Source organism: Acetilactobacillus jinshanensis, assembly GCF_004359375.1.
GTDB lineage: Bacteria > Bacillota > Bacilli > Lactobacillales > Lactobacillaceae > Acetilactobacillus > Acetilactobacillus jinshanensis.
This window is the reverse complement of sequence record NZ_CP034726.1, coordinates 1,159,179-1,177,917: the sequence shown is the minus strand read 5'-3', so window position 1 is coordinate 1,177,917 and position 18,739 is coordinate 1,159,179. Positions and strand designations below refer to the sequence as shown.

Below are 18,739 nucleotides of genomic sequence, written 5' to 3'. Positions count from 1 at the left end.
GTTATTAGCGTAAAAAGAAAGGGCCGTGATTGAATAATCACAGCTCTTTAATTTTTATTCGGTTAATCAATCTTTTGATTAATTCGTTTAGCAATTTTAAGGTCATCAGTGATCAAATAACTGGAAATTCCCCAGTAGTAAAAGATCAACGATGCAACGATAATGATCAGAAAATCAAACGGATACGGGATCCAATTGATTCCGCCAAAATGGAAGCTGCCTAGTTTAGAAATAACTGACATAAATAGTAGATAACCGATTAACCATAAGCTACTTCTAACTTCATCCATAGTGTGGACCCAATGGTTTCGCCATTCAAAATAGATATAAAACGGTAAACCTAGCAAAATTAGACCGATGACTTCAATCGTTGTCGGCCACATGGCCCAGTACACGGCTAGGCTAGTTAAGACGAACGTCAACGGTGCCAAAAATTTAGCGTGCCAGAGTTTGATCGGCCGTTTAAAATGCGGGGCAATCTTGCGTAAAGTAACGACGGCAACCGGTCCTGTTAGATAAGAGATTAGAGCAGAGGTTGCGATGGCACTAGCCAATGCGTTCCACGAACGGAACAAACTTACTAGACCCATGCTTAAGAACAAATCAACGATCATGGCGACTCGCGGAATGTGCCATTTGGAATTAATTCGACCTAGGATCTTCGGAACATGGCGATTTTTAGCCATTGCTGCTAAGGCTCGACTGGTCTGAGCAACAAACGAAACGCCAGTGCCGAACGGTGATACGAAGGCATCGATGTACAGAAAGACGTTGAGCCAATATAAGCCCAAAATCATTGCCAAGTCAGCGAACGGTGACTGCATATTAATTCCATGCCAGCCAACTCTAGCAAGCATTCTTGGCGGAACGGCACCGATGAACGTAAACTGCAAGGCAACGTAGATTACGATGCTAATGGCCAGCGAGATAATGATTCCCAACGGAATGTTTCGCTTCGGATTTTGGATCTCATGGCCCATATTAATGACAACTTGAAAGGCATTATACGAGAAGATGATTCCAGCACTGGTGGTCGCCGTAAAGATGGCGGCGCTTCCGTATGGCATAAAACCGCCGATTTGCTGGCCAATCTCGTTCCCAGGATGAAAGCCCGACATTAAAATCAAAACGACCGTTAGGATTGGGATCACCATTTTAAAGATTGAGATGAAACTGGTGAACCGAGCTAATAGATCGATTGACCAATAGTTAATTAACGTGAACACGAGAATAAATAGAAAGACAACTAGTAGACCCTGATTAGAGATTTTACCATCGATGATAAATCCGGATGTCCAACGGGCCCATCGCCACGGCCACGAGCTCATGTATTGAACTGCCGCAACGGCTTCAATCGGGATCAAGGTAACTAATGAAACCCAGTTGGCCCAAGCGGAGATAAAGCCTAATAACGAACCATGGGTATACTGTGCATACCGACTCATTCCACCAGTTTCTGGGAACATGGTTCCTAATTCAATATAATTAAACGCAATAATACCGACGACGATTGCACCAATGATCCACGATAAAATTGATGCTGGTCCAGCGACTTTCGAGGCTTCCCATGAGCCAAACAGCCAGCCGGAACCAATAATGGAACTTAATCCTAACATTACGATTGAAAACAAACTTAATTTATGACTAGTTTGCATAGTCTTACTTCCTTATATAATCAGGCATCAAGATGTAAAAAAGCCCCACATTTCATGTCGAACCGTGAGGCGATTTGCTAATTTACAAAGTTATAAGAACGGATTTAATCTAGAATCTGATCCACACAGTTCGAATGGGACTGTATGGCGTAAATATCTTGATGCAACCTAAACATACAGCCCTAGTTATTCGTAAATTGAGCGTAACTAGGGACTGGAGCCGTAATGTTAGCATTATTTTGAACGTTAAGGTATTGCATCAAAATATCTCCTTTCGATTAATTTTTACTCACATCTATTATCATAAATAACATTGGTGAAGAGTCAAACATTAGTGTCGATATTATTGATAATTTTTATAGTTGGATTAGTCACTAGCGCTGGTATGATTGAATTAGAAAACGGGGGATGTTCGAATTGAGTTATGATTTAGAAAACAATATTAACGAATTGAGACGTCGTCTGCATAGGCAAGGTCCTTTTAATCCAAGTCGTCTCCATGGTACTGACGTTAAGGAAGTTCGTCATGCGTTATCACAATTCTGTCATTTCAATATTACTCAACAGATTTTTGCGGATGTCATGGGTTTCCAGCCAACGATCGTTGAACTATGGGAAGACGGTTTAGCTGAGCCCAATACTCGATCTTCTAATATGATAAGAGATATTCGGAAACATCCCAAACGCGTGCTGTTAGCGCTACAAGGGAAGGGCTACATTAAAGAGAGACATTAACACTACGATATCGATGGGTATGCTAAATCCAACTTAGATGTTATACTTTCAATATAAGATTTTAAGGGAACGCACACTTAAAGGAGAATTTGTAAATGAACGTATTTGTGATTGGCGCTCACGGTCATGTGGGACACACCACTGCTCTAAAATTAGTTAATAAGGGTAATCATGTTATGGCTGGCGTGCGAAATGAATCAGAATTCACATCATTGCCTAAATCAAAATTGATTACACCCATTAAATTTGATTTAACCAAATCTATTCAAGATATGACACGAATCTTTAAAGATAATCACGTTGATGCCGTTATCTTTTCAGCCGGTGCTGGTGGTGGCGTATCACCAGAGACTACGCTTAAAGTTGATTTAGACGGTGCCGTTAAGTCAATTAAAGCGGCTAAAAATGCTGGGATTACTCGTTATTTAATGGTTAGTGCTGCTGGATCTGATAATCGTAAGGTTTGGAACACTAAATTTGGTAATTTCCCTATGTATACCTATTATTTATCAAAGCATTATGCGGATCTTTATCTCCACAATTCCGGATTGAATTACACGATTTTACATCCGGTTGCCTTATCTAATCATGCTGAAACTAATAAGATTCAACTTAATCCTAAGGATTTAACCAAAGCATCCGTTTCTAGAGCTGATGTAGCAAATGTATTGGTGGAAACTTTGTCTAATCCTAAAACGTATAAAAAAGATTATACATTTTCATCAGGACCCGTATCGATAACCAAAGCATTTTAAATTAATTTAAGAGCTCGAAAAACGTTGTTAATTACAGCAACGTTTTTAATTTTATACTAATAATTGATTGTTTTGAATCTTAATTTGACGAGAATTTATAGGCAATTATTCCATATAAAGTCCATCCCGCAAACGTCACTAATGAGCCGCCGATTAAAGCTACACTGCCAGTAGCATATAATGCATATAGGCTATAGATTGACCCAATAAAAGCAAAGACATTCGTCATTCTCCGCTTGTTCGTGGGTACATGTTCATTAATCTGCATGGTCTTAAGTGCACCCATCGATAAAATATACGGGATAACGTTGGTCACTACGGCTAAGTTAACCAGGATTGTAAATTGTTTAGATAGCGTTGGGCTAATGGTCATTAATGACAGGATTGATTGTAGGATTGTAAGGAGGACCAGGCCGATTATCGGGGCTCCGTTTTTAACGACTTTCTTGAATATCTTGGGGAAGTATCCCGCAATAGCAGACGATTTGAATACGTCAGCCATCGTAAATTGCCACCCCAATAGGGAACCAAAGCATGATATTATCATTAAAGCCATAATAATTTTACCAATCACTGGGGAGAACATCTGGCTAAATACTAATCCAAAAGGTGCGTTGGTGTGGGCTAATTTAGAAATCGGGGTAATCCCTAACATGACGTTAGTTGATACAATATACATTACAGCGGCCCCAATCGTCCCACCCAATACAGCGATGGGAACATTTTTGGCCGGGTTTTCGACTTCATCCATATTTTCAGAAGCTGATTCTAAGCCCAAAAAGGCCCACAGGGTAATGGAAATTGATTTACTGATTCCCGTGAAGAAATTATAACCATGTGGATTCCAGTCACTTATATACTGATGGCCACTAAAGAAGAACCAGCCCGCAACAGAAAGGGTAATTAACGGAATAATAACGCCCCAAATTGTAAACGTACTGATTTGTCCGGTAATTCTGGCACCACCAAAGTTTAGGACGCTTGCAAGCCAAAGGATAACGATCGTTCCAATTGCCGTCGCAAGTGGATTGAGATGCCAATTAAATAGGTCGGCCATATATCCGACAGCAGAAATTGCCATTGCGACGTTAGCAATTACCATTGAAATCCCATAAGTGTAATTTGATAGAAACGAACCGCTTTTGCCATAAACGTATTCAGCATAGCCACTCATTCCACCTTGCTTAGTAGTATACATACCTGCCCGTGAGAACGCGTAAGCTAGAGCCATAGCGCCGACGGATGTAACTAACCATGATAGGACAGACATGGTGCCGACTTGAGCAAGATTAGTTGGCAACATGATGATTCCAGAGCCCATGATATTGATGGCCGTAACAATCGTAAGTTGATATACGTTCATCTTTTTATTACTCTTGGCCATCGTAAATCGTCCCTTTGTATAGCTAATTTGCCTTTTTACGCCTTAAAGTATACACCAATGCAGCGGTAATTAAGCCACGTTAGGTTTCGTCGGTAACAATTTGATATAGCTTTGAGAATAATGTCAACCTACTCCCGTCTAAAGGCGGGAGCATGATGGACATCGCCCCTATGAATAGCACAGGGCAATCGAGCCATCAGTAGATTAGCTGCGGGAGTTATCTAGAAGCCTTACGGTTTCCCCGACAGAGCCTACCAAGCTAATCCATATTATTAAGCTCTCTATAAGACTTTGATTCGCCGGCTGACTGCGGTCTTACTCAGAATTGCACACGTGCAATTCTAGACTTTAGAGAGCTGAGCTGCTTATTCTGCAGCCCGATGAAATTCAAAGGTTAAGTTCGGACGACTATCAAGTTCCTGTGGAGTACGTTTGCGTTTTAACCTAATCAGATTTTGACGTTGCTTCACAAGGATTTCTTTTTGTCCACGTCTCAGAATATTAACAGCCGCATTCCGATCACGGATATGGTAAGTGTGACAAATAGGACACCACCAGTATCTATCATCTAAGTCTAGATGCTTGCCATGCTTTTTAGCATAGCCGTTATGCTTAGTACAAACGAAGCCACAGTGACTACATTTCTGAGTAGTATAAGCAGGATTAACTAAAATTACTGTTTTTCCATACAGCTTAGCTTTGTACTGAAGCATCGATAGAAATTCACGCCAGCCACAGTCACTAGCTTTCTGGGCAATCTTATGGTTACGAAGAATGTTAGAGCTTTTTAGATTTTCAGCGACTATCAAATCATGGTTCTCGATAAGTCTAGTCGAAATCCGATCTAAGAAAGCTCTTCGTTCATTTTTAATGTAGCCATAATACTTAGCACAGCGTTTTCTAGCCCGTTGATATCCTTTATCAACCGTTAGGTTGATGTGATGACTTTTAGCATAACGTCGTCTACGATTTTCCCGCTGCTGCAGGAACTTTAAGTACGGTAATCCATGAGTGTAGAACTTAGGGTTAGAGACTTGATGCCCATAATTATCCATAAGGGAATTACAGATGTTCAAGTCGATTCCAATAGCAGAGTGAGTCTGCGGCTGATAGGATTTAAACGGTGTGTCACTAGCTAATTGTAGGGAAACCCAGAATTTATCGGTCGCATCCTTATAAATCGTAACGGTACCAATTAACGTATCGTCAGGCATTTTACGGGTTGTGCCTAATGTGATTCTGCCAAGGACTGGTAATACTAAGTGCCTGTTATCAGTAAAATATATATTGGACTTGCGTTTCCCTTTAGATTTCCAGGTAATCCTCGATGTCTGATATTTCCATTCATAAGGATGGTCTTTTTTACGATGGAATTGAGGCTGTCCTTGTAGGCCACTAGCGTGGTTCTTATAAGCCAAGTTATTCGATTGATTTGTCTTGGCAAAGTTCAGACTGTCAATATACTTATCACGTAGCCAGCTAATTCGTTTTCGGACTACTGATTCATGGAGCGTGTGTTTATAATTAGCAATTATTTTTCGTTTAAGATCACCATTCCAGTAAGATGTATGTATAATCCACCCTAATTTGCGTTTATTAGCAATTAGATGATTATAGAAAGCTCGTCTCACATCGGCATTCACTTTAACAACCTGTTTTTGGGTATCCGAAGGATACCAACGGTACTTAGCACCAAAATGATACTGTAATTGTGACATTGATTTCATTTGAACTCACCTCTTCCTACACTTATAATTATACTGTGTCGATAGATTGATTACAATAAGCTATAATAACTATAATATAAGTGTTTAAGGTGATATGTATATGGACAAGAAATACGATTATGACAATGCCGTTCACATGAGAAATTATGTTTATAACATCCATTGCCATTTAGTTTGGGCAACTAAATATCGCAATAAGGTTTTTACGACTCCAGAGTTAGTTCAAGGCATGGAGAAATTATTAAAGTACATCGCTAAATGTAGCCAAGTTAAAGTCGAGAATATTAAAGTTATGCCAGATCACGTCCATATGTTAGTATCATTTAGGCCTAAGTTATCAATTACAACGATGGTTAGAACCTTAAAGGGCAACAGTGCTCGATACTTTCTACGTAATCATCCGAAACTTCGGAAAGAACTATTCTGGGGAAATCATTTATGGTCACATAGCTATTATGTTGGCACCGTAGGTGATATGAGTAGAAAAACTGTTGAGAAGTACATTGACGATCAATACCAAAATAGCCCATATCCTGATTTAGACAAAAGAAAGCGAAAATGACGAACTTCATCTCCCGTTTGAAAGCGGGAGTATTAGTTCTATTTTCGCTAAAATTCGATAAACTGAATTTTACGAACCATAAGCTATCTTTCAGATGGTTCAACACTTCTAATTTAATCTCATATACAACTTGGGTCGTGGCTTCGTTTCTTGGTGCTGTAGTCACCAATGTCATACCTAATCCGCAAAAGTTAGGCATTAATTTCGTGATTATTGCGATGTTCATCGGAATACTATATTTACAGTTTATATCCAATCAAGTCTTAGATAAGAAGCTTCAGTTAATCGTAATTGGTACCGTTCTGATTCTGGTCTACTTCGGAATGGTCGTTATTCCAAGTGATTTATTGATCTTAGTCATTACGTTATTAGGTTGTTTTGTGGGAGTATTATTGAAACATGCCATCAACTAGTTTTATTGTCATTACAATTATTTTATGCGGGTTAGTTACATGGGCTTCACGCAGTATGCCGTTTGCAGTCCTAAAGAAAGTCAAGATGCCGAAATCATGGGTCGAATTCTTGTCATTCGTTCCCATTGTCATTATGTCTTTGATGTGGTTCGAAGGGCTGTTTACCCAGCATCTGGGCCATTTTCCGTCGATTAATTATCCAAACCTGTTTGCGTCCGTACCAACTGTCTTGAGTGCCGTTCTAACTAAGAACTTGTTAGTAATCGTATTGGTGGGTGCCGTTTCGTTAGCCATTATTAAAGATTTCATCATGGGCTAAAGAACGGGCTTCTGCTATACTGAACGTAAAGAGGGTTCTCATATGAAAAAACCTGCATTGATCGGCAAAAAGCATCTAGAAGAAGCTCATAAAATCTTTTTATTGCTAAGCAATCCAAATCGATTACAAGTTCTCAATGTCTTAGAACAGCGAGCTATGAACGTTAATCAGCTAAGTAAATTATTAGGCATTGAACAGTCATCGTTATCCCATCAACTTGCTAAACTAAAGAAATACCAGCTAGTTGATGTATTTCCCGTTAAAAAATCAAGGTACTATAAATTAGATGATCCGCACATTATGGACATCGTCAGTGAAACCATTTCTCATGCGGATCACGTGATGCGTGGTAAGCCACACGGTGAATAAGTTGGGTAATTATTTTTAATTACCTCTTTATTTTAGATAATATATGAATTATTATTCATATGTGGTGATAATCATATGAATAACTTAAACATGGATAACAATTCATTAATTAAAAAGGGCTTCCATACCGAATATTTCTCAACTGGATGGATGGCCTTTGAATTTTTAGTTGGTTTCATTTCGGGATTAAAAGCCGGATCAATTTTATTAATCGCCTTTGGCTTAGATAGTCTGCTAGAAATCGTTTCTGGGAGTGCGTTAATCTGGCGATTGCATAAATCTGCCGAACATGCGGAAGAATCAGTAATCAAACATGCTGAGAGGACGTCGTCGTTAATCGTCGGGACGGTGTTATTAGCATTGTCCGTTTACATTACGGTTATTTCAGTATTTAACTTGATTACTCATCGGGCTGCAGAAAACAGTCCGTCGGGGATGGCCATCGCAATTGCTTCGGTAATTTTAATGCCAATTCTAACGTTAAGAAAACGGAAGTTAGGCAAACTTTTAAAGTCCAAAGCTTTGATCGAAGATGGTATGTGCAACATTACTTGTGCTTGCATGGCTGCTACGGTCTTAATCGGAACCGCATTGAACGCTGCATTTGGTTTATGGTGGTCTGATTCCGTCATGGCTTTTGTATTGGTGTACTTCATTGCTAGCGAAGGCTGGGAATCATTTCAGAACGGTAGAAAGCCAAAATAAAATGATGCCTTTAAAATAATCAGTAGTTTGTTATTATAGTGATAAGAAAAAAGACGTTGTTATCAAAACAACGCCTTTTTTACATAATCATGAAATCAAGGTGTCTGCCATTGATAATTAAATTACTGATATTAGGTTTCTTAGTTGGAGGTGTCATCATCGCTATGGGTGGTGGCGGTGGAGCTTTTTACTTATGGATATTGACAAACGTTGCTGGTGTATCTGTCGCCAGTGCCACAGCTACATCTTTATTCACAGCTTTACCAGCTTTGTTAGTCGGTGCTCACAGTAATTATCAAACCGGTAACATGCACTTTAAAGCCGGAAACCGAATGGCAATTTCAGCGGTACCCATGGTGTTCGTCGAAAGTTGGCTCTCTGGCTTCTTCTCCGAACGAATCTATAGCATCGTGATCGGAATTATATTTTTGGTAATGAGTTTACAAGTCCTAAATCAATCATTCAATAAGCATGCTAAGCCAGGAACTTATAAACCGATTGAAGCGTACGCATATGGTGCCCTAAGTGGAGCCTTAGTTGGTGTCGCCGGACTTAGCGGTGGCGGACTTTAGTTACAGGTCTCTTAATCATGGGACGGAGTATGCCCGAAGCGGCTGCTACATCTTCCTATGCTCTGATAGTCACGACGATTATCGGAATGTTAGCACATATCACCCAAAGTTCAATTGCCTGGAAACCAGGTCTGTTATTAATGGCGGGCGCAATTATCGGTTCCGCTATTACGTCACGCATTATGGCAAAGTTCAGCCGAGAACGCCTGACTCTAATCTTTAGACCGATTTTAGGTTTTCTTACACTGTTAATGGCATTGTCTTACATCTTTTAAATATCACCTAACATGTAAAATAAGGTAAACAAAAATGCCCATTATTTAATGAGCATTTGTTAATTTTAGAGGCGATAATCAATTCTCATTTAAGATCCAGAGGAAGAACAGGAAGATGATTGCTAAAGCGTACATGATCCCGTTTACTTCTTTAGCTCGTTTAGTTGCGATCATGGTGATGGGATACATGATGAAACCAATGGCAATTCCATCAGAAACACTGTAAGTTAATGGGATTCCGATCATGGTCAAGAAAGCTGGGGTGGCAATGGCGAAATCTTTCCAGTCGATTTTAGTTAACGATTGTGCCATTAAAATTCCGACGATAATCAGAGCAGGTGCCGTAACCTGATTAGTAATTACACTTAACAATGGTGAGAAAAATCCACCGATAAGAAATAGTAATCCCGTAACAATAACGGTAAACCCGGAACGTCCGCCAATCGAAATTCCGGTTGATGATTCGATGAAAGCACCCGTGGGTGATGTGCCTAGCAATGAGCCAATTACCATATCAGAAGAGTCGGCGACTAATGTCTTGCCAATTCGCGGGATGTGATTATTTTTAATGAAGCCCGCTTGCTCACATAGACCGACCAGTGTACCGGCTGTATCAAAGAACGTTACTAACAGAAATGTTAATACGACAACTAGCATCTGAAGTGAGTTGATTTTATCCAAATTCTTTAAAGCTACCAAGAATGTCGGCTTTAAACTTGGCATCCCTGATACAATTTTTGTTGGTAACGGGATTAATTTGGTGGCCATCCCGAAGATCGCCGTTGTACACATTCCAATCAGGATTGCAGCCGGGACCCGCATCGTGAAGAGAATAATTGTTAAGACTAAACCAAAGATAGTCAGCCAGGTCGTTCCAACATGAAGCGAGCCTAAACCAACTAAATTACTCTTGTTAGCAACGATCAAGCCACCGTTTTGAAAACCGATAAACGCAATGAACAGGCCAATCCCGCCGCCGATCGCATTTTTCAAATCGGCCGGGATAGCGTTAATAATTAATTCCCGAATTTTAAATGCAGTTAAAATGACAAAAATAATTGAAGCTACAAAGACTCCGGCTAACGCGGTCTGCCAGGGGATATGCATCCCGATACAGACAGAGTAGGAGAAAAAGGCGTTAAGTCCAAGGCTAGTGGATAAGGCAATCGGATAGTTAGCTATCAGTCCCATAATGAAACAGCCAATTGCGCTTGATAACGCTGTGGCAGTAAAGACAGCACCTTTATTCATCCCGACAACGCCTAAGACGTTTGGATTGACAAATAGAATATAAGCCATAGCGGCAAAGGTTGTGAAACCAGCTAGTGTTTCCGTTTTCAGATCAGTGCCTAATTCTCTGAAACGGAAATACTTGGCAATCATTGATTTCATAGGAAATCTCCTTTCAGTTTGAAATCAGATTACCGAAATTAAAGTCTCAGAAATGTAAAAAGGCCTAATTTCCGTTTGAGAAATTAGGCTGCTAGCACTAGATCAGAGTAAGAAATTCTGTAATAGCTACAGCAAAGATTGCTCCAAGGCCTAGAAATGGAAGGCCCTAATTTCGGTAAAAATTTAATTAACAAAGTAAGGGTACCACCTTGATAACAGAAATCAAAGTTATGCCAACGTTTATAAAAAATGAGAAATTTAATCACCAATTTCTTAGAATGGACTTAAAAATTAACGTAAATATGATATATTTTAACCGTTAATTATTATCGAAAGGATGATTCAATGGCCTTGTTCAAAGTCAGGGACCTAACGTTTACTTACAAAAATAAATTAGCTGTTAATCACATTAATATGGACATTAACCGGGGCGAACTCGTAGCTTTCCTAGGGCCGAACGGTGCCGGTAAATCCACCACGATGCGGATGCTGACTGGTTTAACTAAGCCTAGCTCTGGTTCAATCTCTTTAAACGGGATTTCACCATCAAATGGTAATTACGATCATCACATCGGGATTACTTTCCAGGATAACGCGTTGGACGATAGTCTAACCGTTAAGCAAAACCTAAAATTACGTTTTAGAATGTATCATCATCTGGATCCATCTTTTATGGAGATGTTGATTCGGTCTTTTGGCTTAACAGGTTTTCTAAATCAAAAGTACGGAACGCTATCCGGAGGACAGAGACGGCGAGTCGATATCACCCGAAGCCTAATTAATAAGCCTGAATTATTATTTTTGGATGAACCGTCAACGGGCCCGGACCTTCAGACCCGTTTAGCCATTTGGCGCGTCTTACGTCAGTTGCGAGAGAAATGTCAGTTATCGATTCTGCTGACAACTCATTATTTAGAAGAAGCCGATCATGCCGACTACGCCTACGTGATTGACAAGGGCTCGATTATCGCGCACGATACGATGAATAATTTACGTGATAAGTACGCAGGATATGTATTAAGCGTTACATCGTCAAAGATTCCCGAAATCATAAAGTTATTAAATCCAGATTGGAAATATCAGGTAAATCATAATCACGTTAAAATTTTAGTTCCAGGGTTACAGTCAGGGATTAAATTTCTAAATCGGATTAAAAATCTAGTTAGCAATGTTGACTACCGCAGAGGTGATATGAACGATATCTTTATCGCTTTGACAGGGAAAGGTGTTCAGTGATGTGGAGCTTAGTTCAGAGAAATCTATTATTGTACTTCAAAAATAAGGGCCGGATCTTCTTTTCGTTGCTCGGTGCTTTGATCGGCCTCTTTTTATATCTGATCTTTTTACAAAGCACCATTAAATCGGACTGGACTAAAGTTCCCGACGCCACTAAATTATTGGATCTGTGGCTCATCTCGGGTGTCCTGGCGATCACCGCCATCACCACGACTTTAAACGCCCTCTGTCAGATGATTAACGATCGACAGTCGCACCAGATCAATGATTTAATGCTGACGGATCAATCGGACCTGGCTATTCAGACATCTTATTTATTAAGTGCCGTTATTATCGGTACGTTAATGCAATTAGCATCATTTATCATCATGGAGATCTATTTTCAGTGGGCTGATAAAATTCATTTTAATCTAGGTTTAACGCCTAAGCTTATCGGAGTAATGATCCTCAGTAGCTTAGTTTGGACCGCTTTCGGGATCTTAATTTTAAGTTTTGTCCATAAAGTCGAATCGTTGGGATTAATTAATACCATCATCGGTGCCGCAGCCGGTTTCTTCGTCTGCGTTTACATTCCGATCGGTTTAATTCCTAAATCGGCCCAGACGTTTATTAAGTGCACTCCGGCACCGTATAACGCCGCAATTTATCGTAAGATTCTGATGGGATCTCAGTTAAGCCAATCATTTAAGCACATCCCGACCAGTGTCCTCACTCATTTTAAGAATTATATGGGAGTCAACATCAAGTGGGGTAGTGTCTTAAGCATGCCGAAGCTAACCATGACCTTTATTGCTTTTGGTATTATTTTTGGCCTGTTAGCGATTCCGTTATCCAAGATTAATAGAAGATATAAAGTTAGATAATTAACGATTCTTAACTAAAGAGATGATATTTATCAATGAACTTTATTAAAAGAGTGATAAAAGATACTTTGGATATGGAATCACGTTTTGTAATTCCATTATATGTAGTGTGTATCTTGGTAAAGGGTAGCTTAGATTATTTTAATAAAGGCTATTTAGATTGGAGCTATTATTGGTATCTATTTATTAATGACGCTCTAATCGGTGGAATATGTTTCTTTCTGTTATTAAGTATTATTGATGTTGGTTATCACCAGTATAAGATAAGTAAATCTAGATGAAATTTATGTTTATTCAAAAACACGCTCAACTTTAAATAAGTTGAGCATTTTAGTTTACCATCATTTAAGTTTAATGAATGCAAGTTTGATGTATTTAGATAATAATAGTGCAATGAAGAATGAGATAGTTAGCAACATAATAATAAATATAGCACCTGCTGTAGTGAGAACTTGATAGGACATAGCCATATAAGTGATGCCTCGTGCACCAAAACTATGGGCTAAATAGAACCAGCTATTCAAAATTAAATCAATAAGTGACACAAATAAAATAAAGCATAAAGAAAGTTTATTCGTAATCACATAACACCATCTCTTATAATTAATGATTAAGAATATTAAATTAAGGGACAAAAATAAAAAGGTAAAATTAAATATTCTTAAGTCATAAACAGTTGTTGGATAGTAACTAATTAATAAAATTACGTTTAAAAAATAAGAAATAAAAATAGCTTTACTTATCTTGTTCGATTTACCACTCAGAAGATTAGACGTTGATACTCCATAAATTTTACTTAATTTATCTAGCATCTGATAACTAGGTTGGCTTCGACCGTTTTCCCAGTTTGAGATCGTTTTCCTCGAAACATGTAATTTATTAGCTAATTTAGTTTGGGTATAGTGTTTCTTTTGTCGATATATCTTTAGATTATTAGCTAATTTCATGTGAATAATCAATCTTTCTATCATGATGTAGTAAATTCATTATATCATAGCCACTTAAATCAATCTCTAGAAATGTTGATGTGATAGGTGGAAATCGATGGGAAAGATAATGAGACATGCCAAAATGACGCATGTCCAAGAATTAGAGCTTGGCATGAGACACATTCTTTAATAAACTAACAATTGAAAATTATGAGGAGGTGTCTTTAATGCCAATCGAGATGACTATGGGTGGATAAAATCTTAAGTATGATTGCTGTTACTGCCATCTTAGGCTTGATATTTGTTCCCAGTCCTTATGCCAATTGTTATCACGTTCCTAAAAGTGCTGTAAAAAGTGGGATTACTGTTGATGCTAATGTGAAACGTAATGACAAATGCATTGCTAGACATTATACAAAAGTTCATAAAGGACAGGCATTAGAACTTACGGTCGAACAAGATGTGCTTTTTGCCAAGCATTATCATGGTAACAAAATCAACCGTGAATCATATGATCGTAGTAATAAGGTATTTTCATTGAATTTTAAAAGTAATTAAAGATTTAAAGGAAATGATATTATGTTAAAGAAGCAAAATATGGACACTATTTTTCAGCAATTACATCCAAAGGATGGTCAATGGCATCTTATCGAATTGGAAGGCATTAGCAGCTTCAGATTCTCGATGATTAAGAAAAATCATAGTCAAGAATTTTTTACTAATCACTATTCGCTAGATTTAAATAAGTTTATCGACAAACTACGCCAAAATCATTATAAAATTATTAATGTTAATACTCAGGTAGTGCCCGTAGGTCTAAATATTAATCGTGTTCATTATTGTACGGAAATAAGGTATGAATAAAATTCCGGTTCTATTTAACATATTGACATTTTGCTTCCACAAGTGGCATTATATTTACAATTATTCATGAAATTTGGAGGTCCGTTAAATGATCATTTCAACTACAGAACACTTACCTGGCCACCAGTATAAAGTTCTGGGTGGCGTCATGGGAATCGTTACGATGTCACCTAATGTCGTTAGTAATTTAGGTGCTAGCCTTAAGAATTTAATCGGTGGTGAGATTGGGGCTTATACTAAAATCGTTGCTAAATCACGTGATCGGGCTCTTAACCGCATGAAGAGTAATGCTCAGAAATTAGGCGCCGATGCGGTCGTTATGATGCGTTTTGACTCTGATTCCATTTCTCGTGATATGGAAACCGTGATTGCATATGGCACGGCCGTCAAATTTACGGATAAGTAAAGGGCCTGGTGATCCAAGATGTCGTTTGCACCATTTTATATGCCAACTAAGAGTACTCTAAGGCCTTATCTATATAAGAAATCAGTTGTTATTAAGGAACTAATGCGGTATAAAATCGTATACTTCGGTGGTGATGGAATTGCCGTGAATCTAGGCCCCACTAAACTATTCCGGATAACACTTCATCATGGCAAATCAAGATATTATTCGTTAAGAAATATGCATAAGATTCAAATCAGCCGAAAAGGTATTCAGAATCGTTTAATTGTTAATAATACTGCTATTTTTACGTGGTGTACAATTGGTAAAAATTCGTATTCATACAAGAAAATGAATAAGCTAATTAGGATCGTTAAACGAAAATTAAAGATTAACCAAATTAATGCTTAACATTATCCATCAGATTTTCTGGTGGATTTTTATTTTGGCTAAAATTTGGTACACTACATTTAATAAAACTAATCATCAAAGGATAATAAAATAATGAAAATTCTTGTTATTCAAGGCAGTCCAGACGCAAAGTCATATACTCACGCTAATGCCTTATACTATTGCAAAACCGCAAAGAAAATGCAGAAAGACGTTAAATTAGTCGATTTAGCTACTGATCATTTTGATCCTGTTTTAAGATATGGTTATCGTCAGCACATGGATGACGAAAGTTATCCGAATAAGATGCAAGAATTGATTAAATGGGCTGATCATTTAGTGTTCTTCTTCCCGGTCTGGTGGTCTGCTGAACCATCAATTTTAAAAGGATGGATTGAACGAGTTTTTACACCTGGCTTTGCTTATCATTTCGAGGGCTTAAAGTCAATCCCGTTATTGAAAGGGCGAACCGCTGAAATGTTTCTAACCTGTCACGCACCAACGTTCTTCTATAGCTTATTTGGCGGTGTAATCACCCGTTGGAAACACTTTATCTTAGGTTCATGTGGAATTAAGTTAACTCGTCACTTAATTATGGGGAGTATGGACTCTGCTAAGGACACGCTTTCAAGAAGGATTACCTTTATGAGAAAGTGTTCATCTGAATTAAAGCATTTATAGAGCGATGATTGAATGACTGATAAGGATTTAACTAAGAACGCAATTTTCTTATATTATTTACTATTTTTATTTATAATTGCTTTTATATTAAGGAAATATTTGTTCAAAATATATTTACCAGTCGTAATTCCGGTCGTGTTGCTTTGGCTACCCGTTGTAGAAATGTGGTTCTTGTGGTTCTTAAGTGACACGATCGGATATTATAACGTGGTAGATTACCTAAAGTTAGTTCGTCAACACTGGCTTGCTCACGTGATTATTTACGGAATGATATTAGTAGTATTAACGATTTTCCTAGTGATAAAAGGAGTTGCAACGTGGTAATATCAATCGCATGAAGATTCATGATACTCTGGATCTTTATTGTGGAAAGCTAGTGACGTTATTGCTAACGTAGAAATACATGGCTATTAGTTTAATTAGCTATCTGTAGGATAAGGAGATAGATATTATGACTAAACACGTTGCAATTATTTTAGGTTCAACCCGGCCAACAAGAATTAGCCCAGAAATCGCTAAATGGGCACAAAACATTTTGAACCAGGGATCCATTCAGTATGACATTATTGATCTAAAGAAAGTTAATCTGCCATTCTTGGATGAAGAAGAAATGCCGATGACCGGTAAATATCATAAACAGCATACTCTTCAGTGGAGCAAGACGATTAAATCATACGATGGGATTATCTTCTTATTCCCACAGTACAACTGGGGCTATCCTGCAGTTTTGAAGAACGCCATCGATTACTTGGGCAAAGAATGGCAAAATAAGCCGGTTAGTTGCATTACCTATGGCTTTCACGGTGGTGCTCAGTCGTATGCTTCAATGCTCTTAGTCATGAGTTGCTTAAAGATGAAACGAATGGCTGTTAATCCATCAATCTCCATTAGTCAAAGAATGTTTAATGGAAGTAGCTTTATCGATATCGATAAGGATCTAAAACCTTATGTTAATGACATTAAATTACTCCATATGAATTTTGTGAATATTTTGGAATAAGCTTTGATTTATAGTTATATTTCTTAAAAATTAACAGTATCCGGCTGACTAATGAAAAGATTATCCATAAAATAATTTGGTATCTTGGACATGAAAGGCCGGATAATATGAATAAATTCACTAAGAAATTATTAACCGTCATTGCATCATTAATAGTATTTATGTCATTAGCTGGCGGATCCGCCAACGCCAATACGAAAACTGTCAAGAAGCCAACTCCACCGTCAAATGTCGCTAATGTTAATCCAAAGGACCAAATTAAATCACGGATTGAACATCTGAAGCGAGAAATGAAGCGTTTGAAGAAACACCGGCGAATCTTATCGACCGAATATAGTAATGACTTAAGTTTACTGAATCGTCTAGAAAATAAATTAAATCATAAATAATTATTTAATTTTATTCTTAATGATTTCGATCATGTCTGCAATGTCTTGCGTCGTAACGGGATGAACGGTAGGCGCAATATGGCAGCCGTGAATGGTTTCCATGAAATAGGGCTCTCTAGAATTTAAAGAGCTTTTTTGTTCCCTAAAATATTCAGCGTCCGATAAGTCATGCTGACGTTTTGCGGCGATAATATTGTTCTTCAATAAATCTAACGCATCCCGGTAGGTAATTAAGCCAAATTCATTGTAGAATTTCTTAATGTTAAATTCTGGCTGGCAGATTTTAATAATGCTATTAATAAGGCCTTCAAATGATTCGTCATGATTAAATGCATTGGCCTTAATTTGATTTAATTGCTTAATTACGTTTTTAGTCATTAATATCGATCCTTTTAAATAATCATTATATCTTATTTAAATAATTTATCGAAATGACGTTTGAAATTAACGTCATTTTTTCATCTGTAAATTAGCCAGAGTCTAGGTTAAATATCATGAGATAACCAAGTTGTCATCGCCATACTATGAAGATAGTGAAGTATTCTGCTTTTTTGTAGAGAGGTTGGTGCATATGACCGGTTTAAATTTAAGTAAGCTCTTTAATAAATTTGTCTTTCAAAAGGTCATGGTTTGCCTAGATGGCTCAGATGATTCTAAATTAGCGTTCCGTTACGCCGTTAATAAGGTCCGCCGGGTGGATTATTACCAATTAATTCTGTGTTCAATCATGGAAATTAAGCATTATGGGGACACTTTTCACAGTACTTTTGATAAGCTATCTTCATACGACGCTTACAATAAAAAGGAAAAATTAATTGATCGCCTCAAGCGCTACAAAAAGATCGCTGAAAAAGCGGGTGTCAGACATGTAAAATTAATCATTGATTCTGGTAACCCAAGTGAAGTAATTGTCAAAGACATCATCCCAGAAGTTCAACCCGATTTATTGGTCGTCGGTTCCAGAGCTAAAAAAGGTGCCAAGCACCATTTAGGCAGTCAAGCTGCATACATAACCCGATACGCTAACGTTCCCGTAATGGTGGTTCGTTAGCTATATAAAAGTCACTCTTCAGGTTAAATAGAGGGGATGTGCGTGATACCAAAAACGTGCTTCCTTGCGTAAGACCAGATTTCTTAGT

Annotated in this window: 22 protein-coding genes and 1 pseudogene; 17 read left to right on the top strand and 6 right to left on the bottom strand. The window is 38.0% G+C overall.

Going from position 1 to position 18,739, the window contains the following annotated elements; genetic code table 11:
• Positions 1-62 precede the first annotated feature (62 nt).
• The gene (locus ELX58_RS05510) at positions 63-1,655 is read right to left on the bottom strand and encodes an APC family permease (protein ID WP_133442154.1); all 1,593 of its coding nucleotides are present in this window, start codon (positions 1,653-1,655) and stop codon (positions 63-65) included.
• A 408-nt stretch (positions 1,656-2,063) separates the two neighbouring features.
• On the opposite strand from ELX58_RS05510, the gene ELX58_RS05505 reads away from it, so the two are divergent.
• Together ELX58_RS05505 and ELX58_RS05500 are read left to right on the top strand one after the other, a co-directional pair.
• Positions 2,064-2,390 (top strand): helix-turn-helix domain-containing protein, encoded by a 327-nt coding sequence (locus ELX58_RS05505; RefSeq protein WP_133442153.1) that lies wholly within the window; start codon positions 2,064-2,066, stop codon positions 2,388-2,390.
• Positions 2,391-2,485: 95 nt separating this feature from the next.
• Complete coding sequence (locus tag ELX58_RS05500) at positions 2,486-3,145, top strand: NAD(P)-binding oxidoreductase (RefSeq protein WP_133442152.1); 660 nt, start codon at positions 2,486-2,488, stop codon at positions 3,143-3,145.
• Positions 3,146-3,224: 79 nt separating this feature from the next.
• On the opposite strand, the gene potE is transcribed toward ELX58_RS05500, so the two are convergent.
• The gene (potE, locus tag ELX58_RS05495; RefSeq protein ID WP_133442151.1) at positions 3,225-4,529 is read right to left on the bottom strand and encodes a putrescine-ornithine antiporter; all 1,305 of its coding nucleotides are present in this window, start codon (positions 4,527-4,529) and stop codon (positions 3,225-3,227) included.
• A gap of 365 nt (positions 4,530-4,894) precedes the next feature.
• A complete protein-coding gene (locus tag ELX58_RS05490) occupies positions 4,895-6,256 on the bottom strand; it encodes an RNA-guided endonuclease InsQ/TnpB family protein (RefSeq protein WP_133442150.1) in 1,362 nt (453 codons plus the stop codon).
• A gap of 100 nt (positions 6,257-6,356) precedes the next feature.
• On the opposite strand from ELX58_RS05490, the gene tnpA reads away from it, so the two are divergent.
• The 6 genes and pseudogenes from tnpA (at position 6,357) to ELX58_RS05460 (ending at position 9,471) form a co-directional block, all read left to right on the top strand.
• Entirely contained in the window at positions 6,357-6,818 is a 462-nt protein-coding gene (gene tnpA / locus ELX58_RS05485; RefSeq protein WP_133441655.1) for an IS200/IS605 family transposase, read from the top strand.
• Positions 6,815-7,231: a hypothetical protein gene (locus ELX58_RS05480; RefSeq protein ID WP_133442149.1), complete on the top strand. Its 417-nt coding sequence runs from the start codon at positions 6,815-6,817 to the stop codon at positions 7,229-7,231. The genes tnpA and ELX58_RS05480 overlap by 4 nt, the downstream gene beginning before the upstream one ends.
• On the top strand, positions 7,218-7,550 hold the full coding sequence (locus ELX58_RS05475) for an AzlD domain-containing protein (RefSeq protein WP_133442148.1): 333 nt from the start codon (positions 7,218-7,220) through the stop codon (positions 7,548-7,550). The genes ELX58_RS05480 and ELX58_RS05475 overlap by 14 nt, the downstream gene beginning before the upstream one ends.
• A gap of 42 nt (positions 7,551-7,592) precedes the next feature.
• Positions 7,593-7,919, top strand: a complete 327-nt coding sequence (locus tag ELX58_RS05470) for an ArsR/SmtB family transcription factor (protein WP_133442147.1) — start codon at positions 7,593-7,595, stop codon at positions 7,917-7,919.
• 75 nt (positions 7,920-7,994) lie between these two features.
• Complete coding sequence (locus ELX58_RS05465) at positions 7,995-8,624, top strand: cation efflux transmembrane domain-containing protein (protein ID WP_133442146.1); 630 nt, start codon at positions 7,995-7,997, stop codon at positions 8,622-8,624.
• A 110-nt stretch (positions 8,625-8,734) separates the two neighbouring features.
• A pseudogene (locus tag ELX58_RS05460) lies at positions 8,735-9,471 on the top strand (sulfite exporter TauE/SafE family protein).
• A 78-nt stretch (positions 9,472-9,549) separates the two neighbouring features.
• Here ELX58_RS05460 and ELX58_RS05455 read toward each other — a convergent pair.
• The gene (locus tag ELX58_RS05455) at positions 9,550-10,863 is read right to left on the bottom strand and encodes an NCS2 family permease (protein ID WP_133442145.1); all 1,314 of its coding nucleotides are present in this window, start codon (positions 10,861-10,863) and stop codon (positions 9,550-9,552) included.
• Between the two features lie 345 nt (positions 10,864-11,208).
• Between ELX58_RS05455 and ELX58_RS05450 the strand changes: the two genes are divergently transcribed.
• Together ELX58_RS05450 and ELX58_RS05445 are read left to right on the top strand one after the other, a co-directional pair.
• Positions 11,209-12,099, top strand: coding sequence for an ABC transporter ATP-binding protein (locus ELX58_RS05450; protein WP_133442144.1), 891 nt, complete (start codon positions 11,209-11,211; stop codon positions 12,097-12,099).
• Positions 12,099-12,962, top strand: coding sequence for an ABC transporter permease (locus ELX58_RS05445; RefSeq protein WP_133442143.1), 864 nt, complete (start codon positions 12,099-12,101; stop codon positions 12,960-12,962). The genes ELX58_RS05450 and ELX58_RS05445 overlap by 1 nt, the downstream gene beginning before the upstream one ends.
• Before the next feature lie 341 nt (positions 12,963-13,303).
• Here the strand turns inward: ELX58_RS05445 and ELX58_RS08115 are convergent, their stop codons facing one another.
• Positions 13,304-13,909 carry a helix-turn-helix domain-containing protein gene (locus ELX58_RS08115; protein ID WP_162614666.1) on the bottom strand — a complete coding sequence of 202 codons (606 nt, stop codon included), beginning with the start codon at positions 13,907-13,909 and terminating at the stop codon, positions 13,304-13,306.
• 231 nt (positions 13,910-14,140) lie between these two features.
• Between ELX58_RS08115 and ELX58_RS05435 the strand changes: the two genes are divergently transcribed.
• The 6 genes from ELX58_RS05435 (at position 14,141) to ELX58_RS05410 (ending at position 17,600) form a co-directional block, all read left to right on the top strand.
• Entirely contained in the window at positions 14,141-14,449 is a 309-nt protein-coding gene (locus ELX58_RS05435) for a hypothetical protein (protein WP_133442141.1), read from the top strand.
• A 394-nt stretch (positions 14,450-14,843) separates the two neighbouring features.
• Positions 14,844-15,161, top strand: a complete 318-nt coding sequence (locus ELX58_RS05430) for a heavy metal-binding domain-containing protein (RefSeq protein WP_133442140.1) — start codon at positions 14,844-14,846, stop codon at positions 15,159-15,161.
• 18 nt (positions 15,162-15,179) lie between these two features.
• On the top strand, positions 15,180-15,551 hold the full coding sequence (locus ELX58_RS05425) for a hypothetical protein (protein ID WP_133442139.1): 372 nt from the start codon (positions 15,180-15,182) through the stop codon (positions 15,549-15,551).
• Between the two features lie 93 nt (positions 15,552-15,644).
• The gene (locus ELX58_RS05420; protein WP_133442138.1) at positions 15,645-16,211 is read left to right on the top strand and encodes an NAD(P)H-dependent oxidoreductase; all 567 of its coding nucleotides are present in this window, start codon (positions 15,645-15,647) and stop codon (positions 16,209-16,211) included.
• 451 nt (positions 16,212-16,662) lie between these two features.
• The gene (locus ELX58_RS05415) at positions 16,663-17,211 is read left to right on the top strand and encodes an NADPH-dependent FMN reductase (RefSeq protein WP_133442137.1); all 549 of its coding nucleotides are present in this window, start codon (positions 16,663-16,665) and stop codon (positions 17,209-17,211) included.
• Between the two features lie 107 nt (positions 17,212-17,318).
• Positions 17,319-17,600, top strand: a complete 282-nt coding sequence (locus ELX58_RS05410; protein ID WP_133442136.1) for a hypothetical protein — start codon at positions 17,319-17,321, stop codon at positions 17,598-17,600.
• Here the strand turns inward: ELX58_RS05410 and ELX58_RS05405 are convergent, their stop codons facing one another.
• A complete protein-coding gene (locus ELX58_RS05405; RefSeq protein ID WP_133442135.1) occupies positions 17,601-17,978 on the bottom strand; it encodes a hypothetical protein in 378 nt (125 codons plus the stop codon).
• 193 nt (positions 17,979-18,171) lie between these two features.
• On the opposite strand from ELX58_RS05405, the gene ELX58_RS05400 reads away from it, so the two are divergent.
• Positions 18,172-18,651, top strand: coding sequence for a universal stress protein (locus ELX58_RS05400; protein WP_133442134.1), 480 nt, complete (start codon positions 18,172-18,174; stop codon positions 18,649-18,651).
• The last annotated feature ends 88 nt before the right edge of the window (positions 18,652-18,739 follow it).

What these genes read in the sequence shown, in the direction of transcription:
- ELX58_RS05510 (WP_133442154.1), bottom strand. Translation starts at nt 1,655, where the DNA reads ATGCAAACTAGTCATAAATTAAGTTTGTTTTCAATCGTAATGTTAGGA.
- ELX58_RS05505 (WP_133442153.1), top strand. Translation starts at nt 2,064, where the DNA reads ATGTTCGAATTGAGTTATGATTTAGAAAACAATATTAACGAATTGAGA.
- ELX58_RS05500 (WP_133442152.1), top strand. Translation starts at nt 2,486, where the DNA reads ATGAACGTATTTGTGATTGGCGCTCACGGTCATGTGGGACACACCACT.
- potE (WP_133442151.1), bottom strand. Translation starts at nt 4,529, where the DNA reads ATGGCCAAGAGTAATAAAAAGATGAACGTATATCAACTTACGATTGTT.
- ELX58_RS05490 (WP_133442150.1), bottom strand. Translation starts at nt 6,256, where the DNA reads ATGAAATCAATGTCACAATTACAGTATCATTTTGGTGCTAAGTACCGT.
- tnpA (WP_133441655.1), top strand. Translation starts at nt 6,357, where the DNA reads ATGGACAAGAAATACGATTATGACAATGCCGTTCACATGAGAAATTAT.
- ELX58_RS05480 (WP_133442149.1), top strand. Translation starts at nt 6,815, where the DNA reads ATGACGAACTTCATCTCCCGTTTGAAAGCGGGAGTATTAGTTCTATTT.
- ELX58_RS05475 (WP_133442148.1), top strand. Translation starts at nt 7,218, where the DNA reads ATGCCATCAACTAGTTTTATTGTCATTACAATTATTTTATGCGGGTTA.
- ELX58_RS05470 (WP_133442147.1), top strand. Translation starts at nt 7,593, where the DNA reads ATGAAAAAACCTGCATTGATCGGCAAAAAGCATCTAGAAGAAGCTCAT.
- ELX58_RS05465 (WP_133442146.1), top strand. Translation starts at nt 7,995, where the DNA reads ATGAATAACTTAAACATGGATAACAATTCATTAATTAAAAAGGGCTTC.
- ELX58_RS05455 (WP_133442145.1), bottom strand. Translation starts at nt 10,863, where the DNA reads ATGAAATCAATGATTGCCAAGTATTTCCGTTTCAGAGAATTAGGCACT.
- ELX58_RS05450 (WP_133442144.1), top strand. Translation starts at nt 11,209, where the DNA reads ATGGCCTTGTTCAAAGTCAGGGACCTAACGTTTACTTACAAAAATAAA.
- ELX58_RS05445 (WP_133442143.1), top strand. Translation starts at nt 12,099, where the DNA reads ATGTGGAGCTTAGTTCAGAGAAATCTATTATTGTACTTCAAAAATAAG.
- ELX58_RS08115 (WP_162614666.1), bottom strand. Translation starts at nt 13,909, where the DNA reads ATGAAATTAGCTAATAATCTAAAGATATATCGACAAAAGAAACACTAT.
- ELX58_RS05430 (WP_133442140.1), top strand. Translation starts at nt 14,844, where the DNA reads ATGATCATTTCAACTACAGAACACTTACCTGGCCACCAGTATAAAGTT.
- ELX58_RS05425 (WP_133442139.1), top strand. Translation starts at nt 15,180, where the DNA reads ATGTCGTTTGCACCATTTTATATGCCAACTAAGAGTACTCTAAGGCCT.
- ELX58_RS05420 (WP_133442138.1), top strand. Translation starts at nt 15,645, where the DNA reads ATGAAAATTCTTGTTATTCAAGGCAGTCCAGACGCAAAGTCATATACT.
- ELX58_RS05415 (WP_133442137.1), top strand. Translation starts at nt 16,663, where the DNA reads ATGACTAAACACGTTGCAATTATTTTAGGTTCAACCCGGCCAACAAGA.
- ELX58_RS05410 (WP_133442136.1), top strand. Translation starts at nt 17,319, where the DNA reads ATGAATAAATTCACTAAGAAATTATTAACCGTCATTGCATCATTAATA.
- ELX58_RS05405 (WP_133442135.1), bottom strand. Translation starts at nt 17,978, where the DNA reads ATGACTAAAAACGTAATTAAGCAATTAAATCAAATTAAGGCCAATGCA.
- ELX58_RS05400 (WP_133442134.1), top strand. Translation starts at nt 18,172, where the DNA reads ATGACCGGTTTAAATTTAAGTAAGCTCTTTAATAAATTTGTCTTTCAA.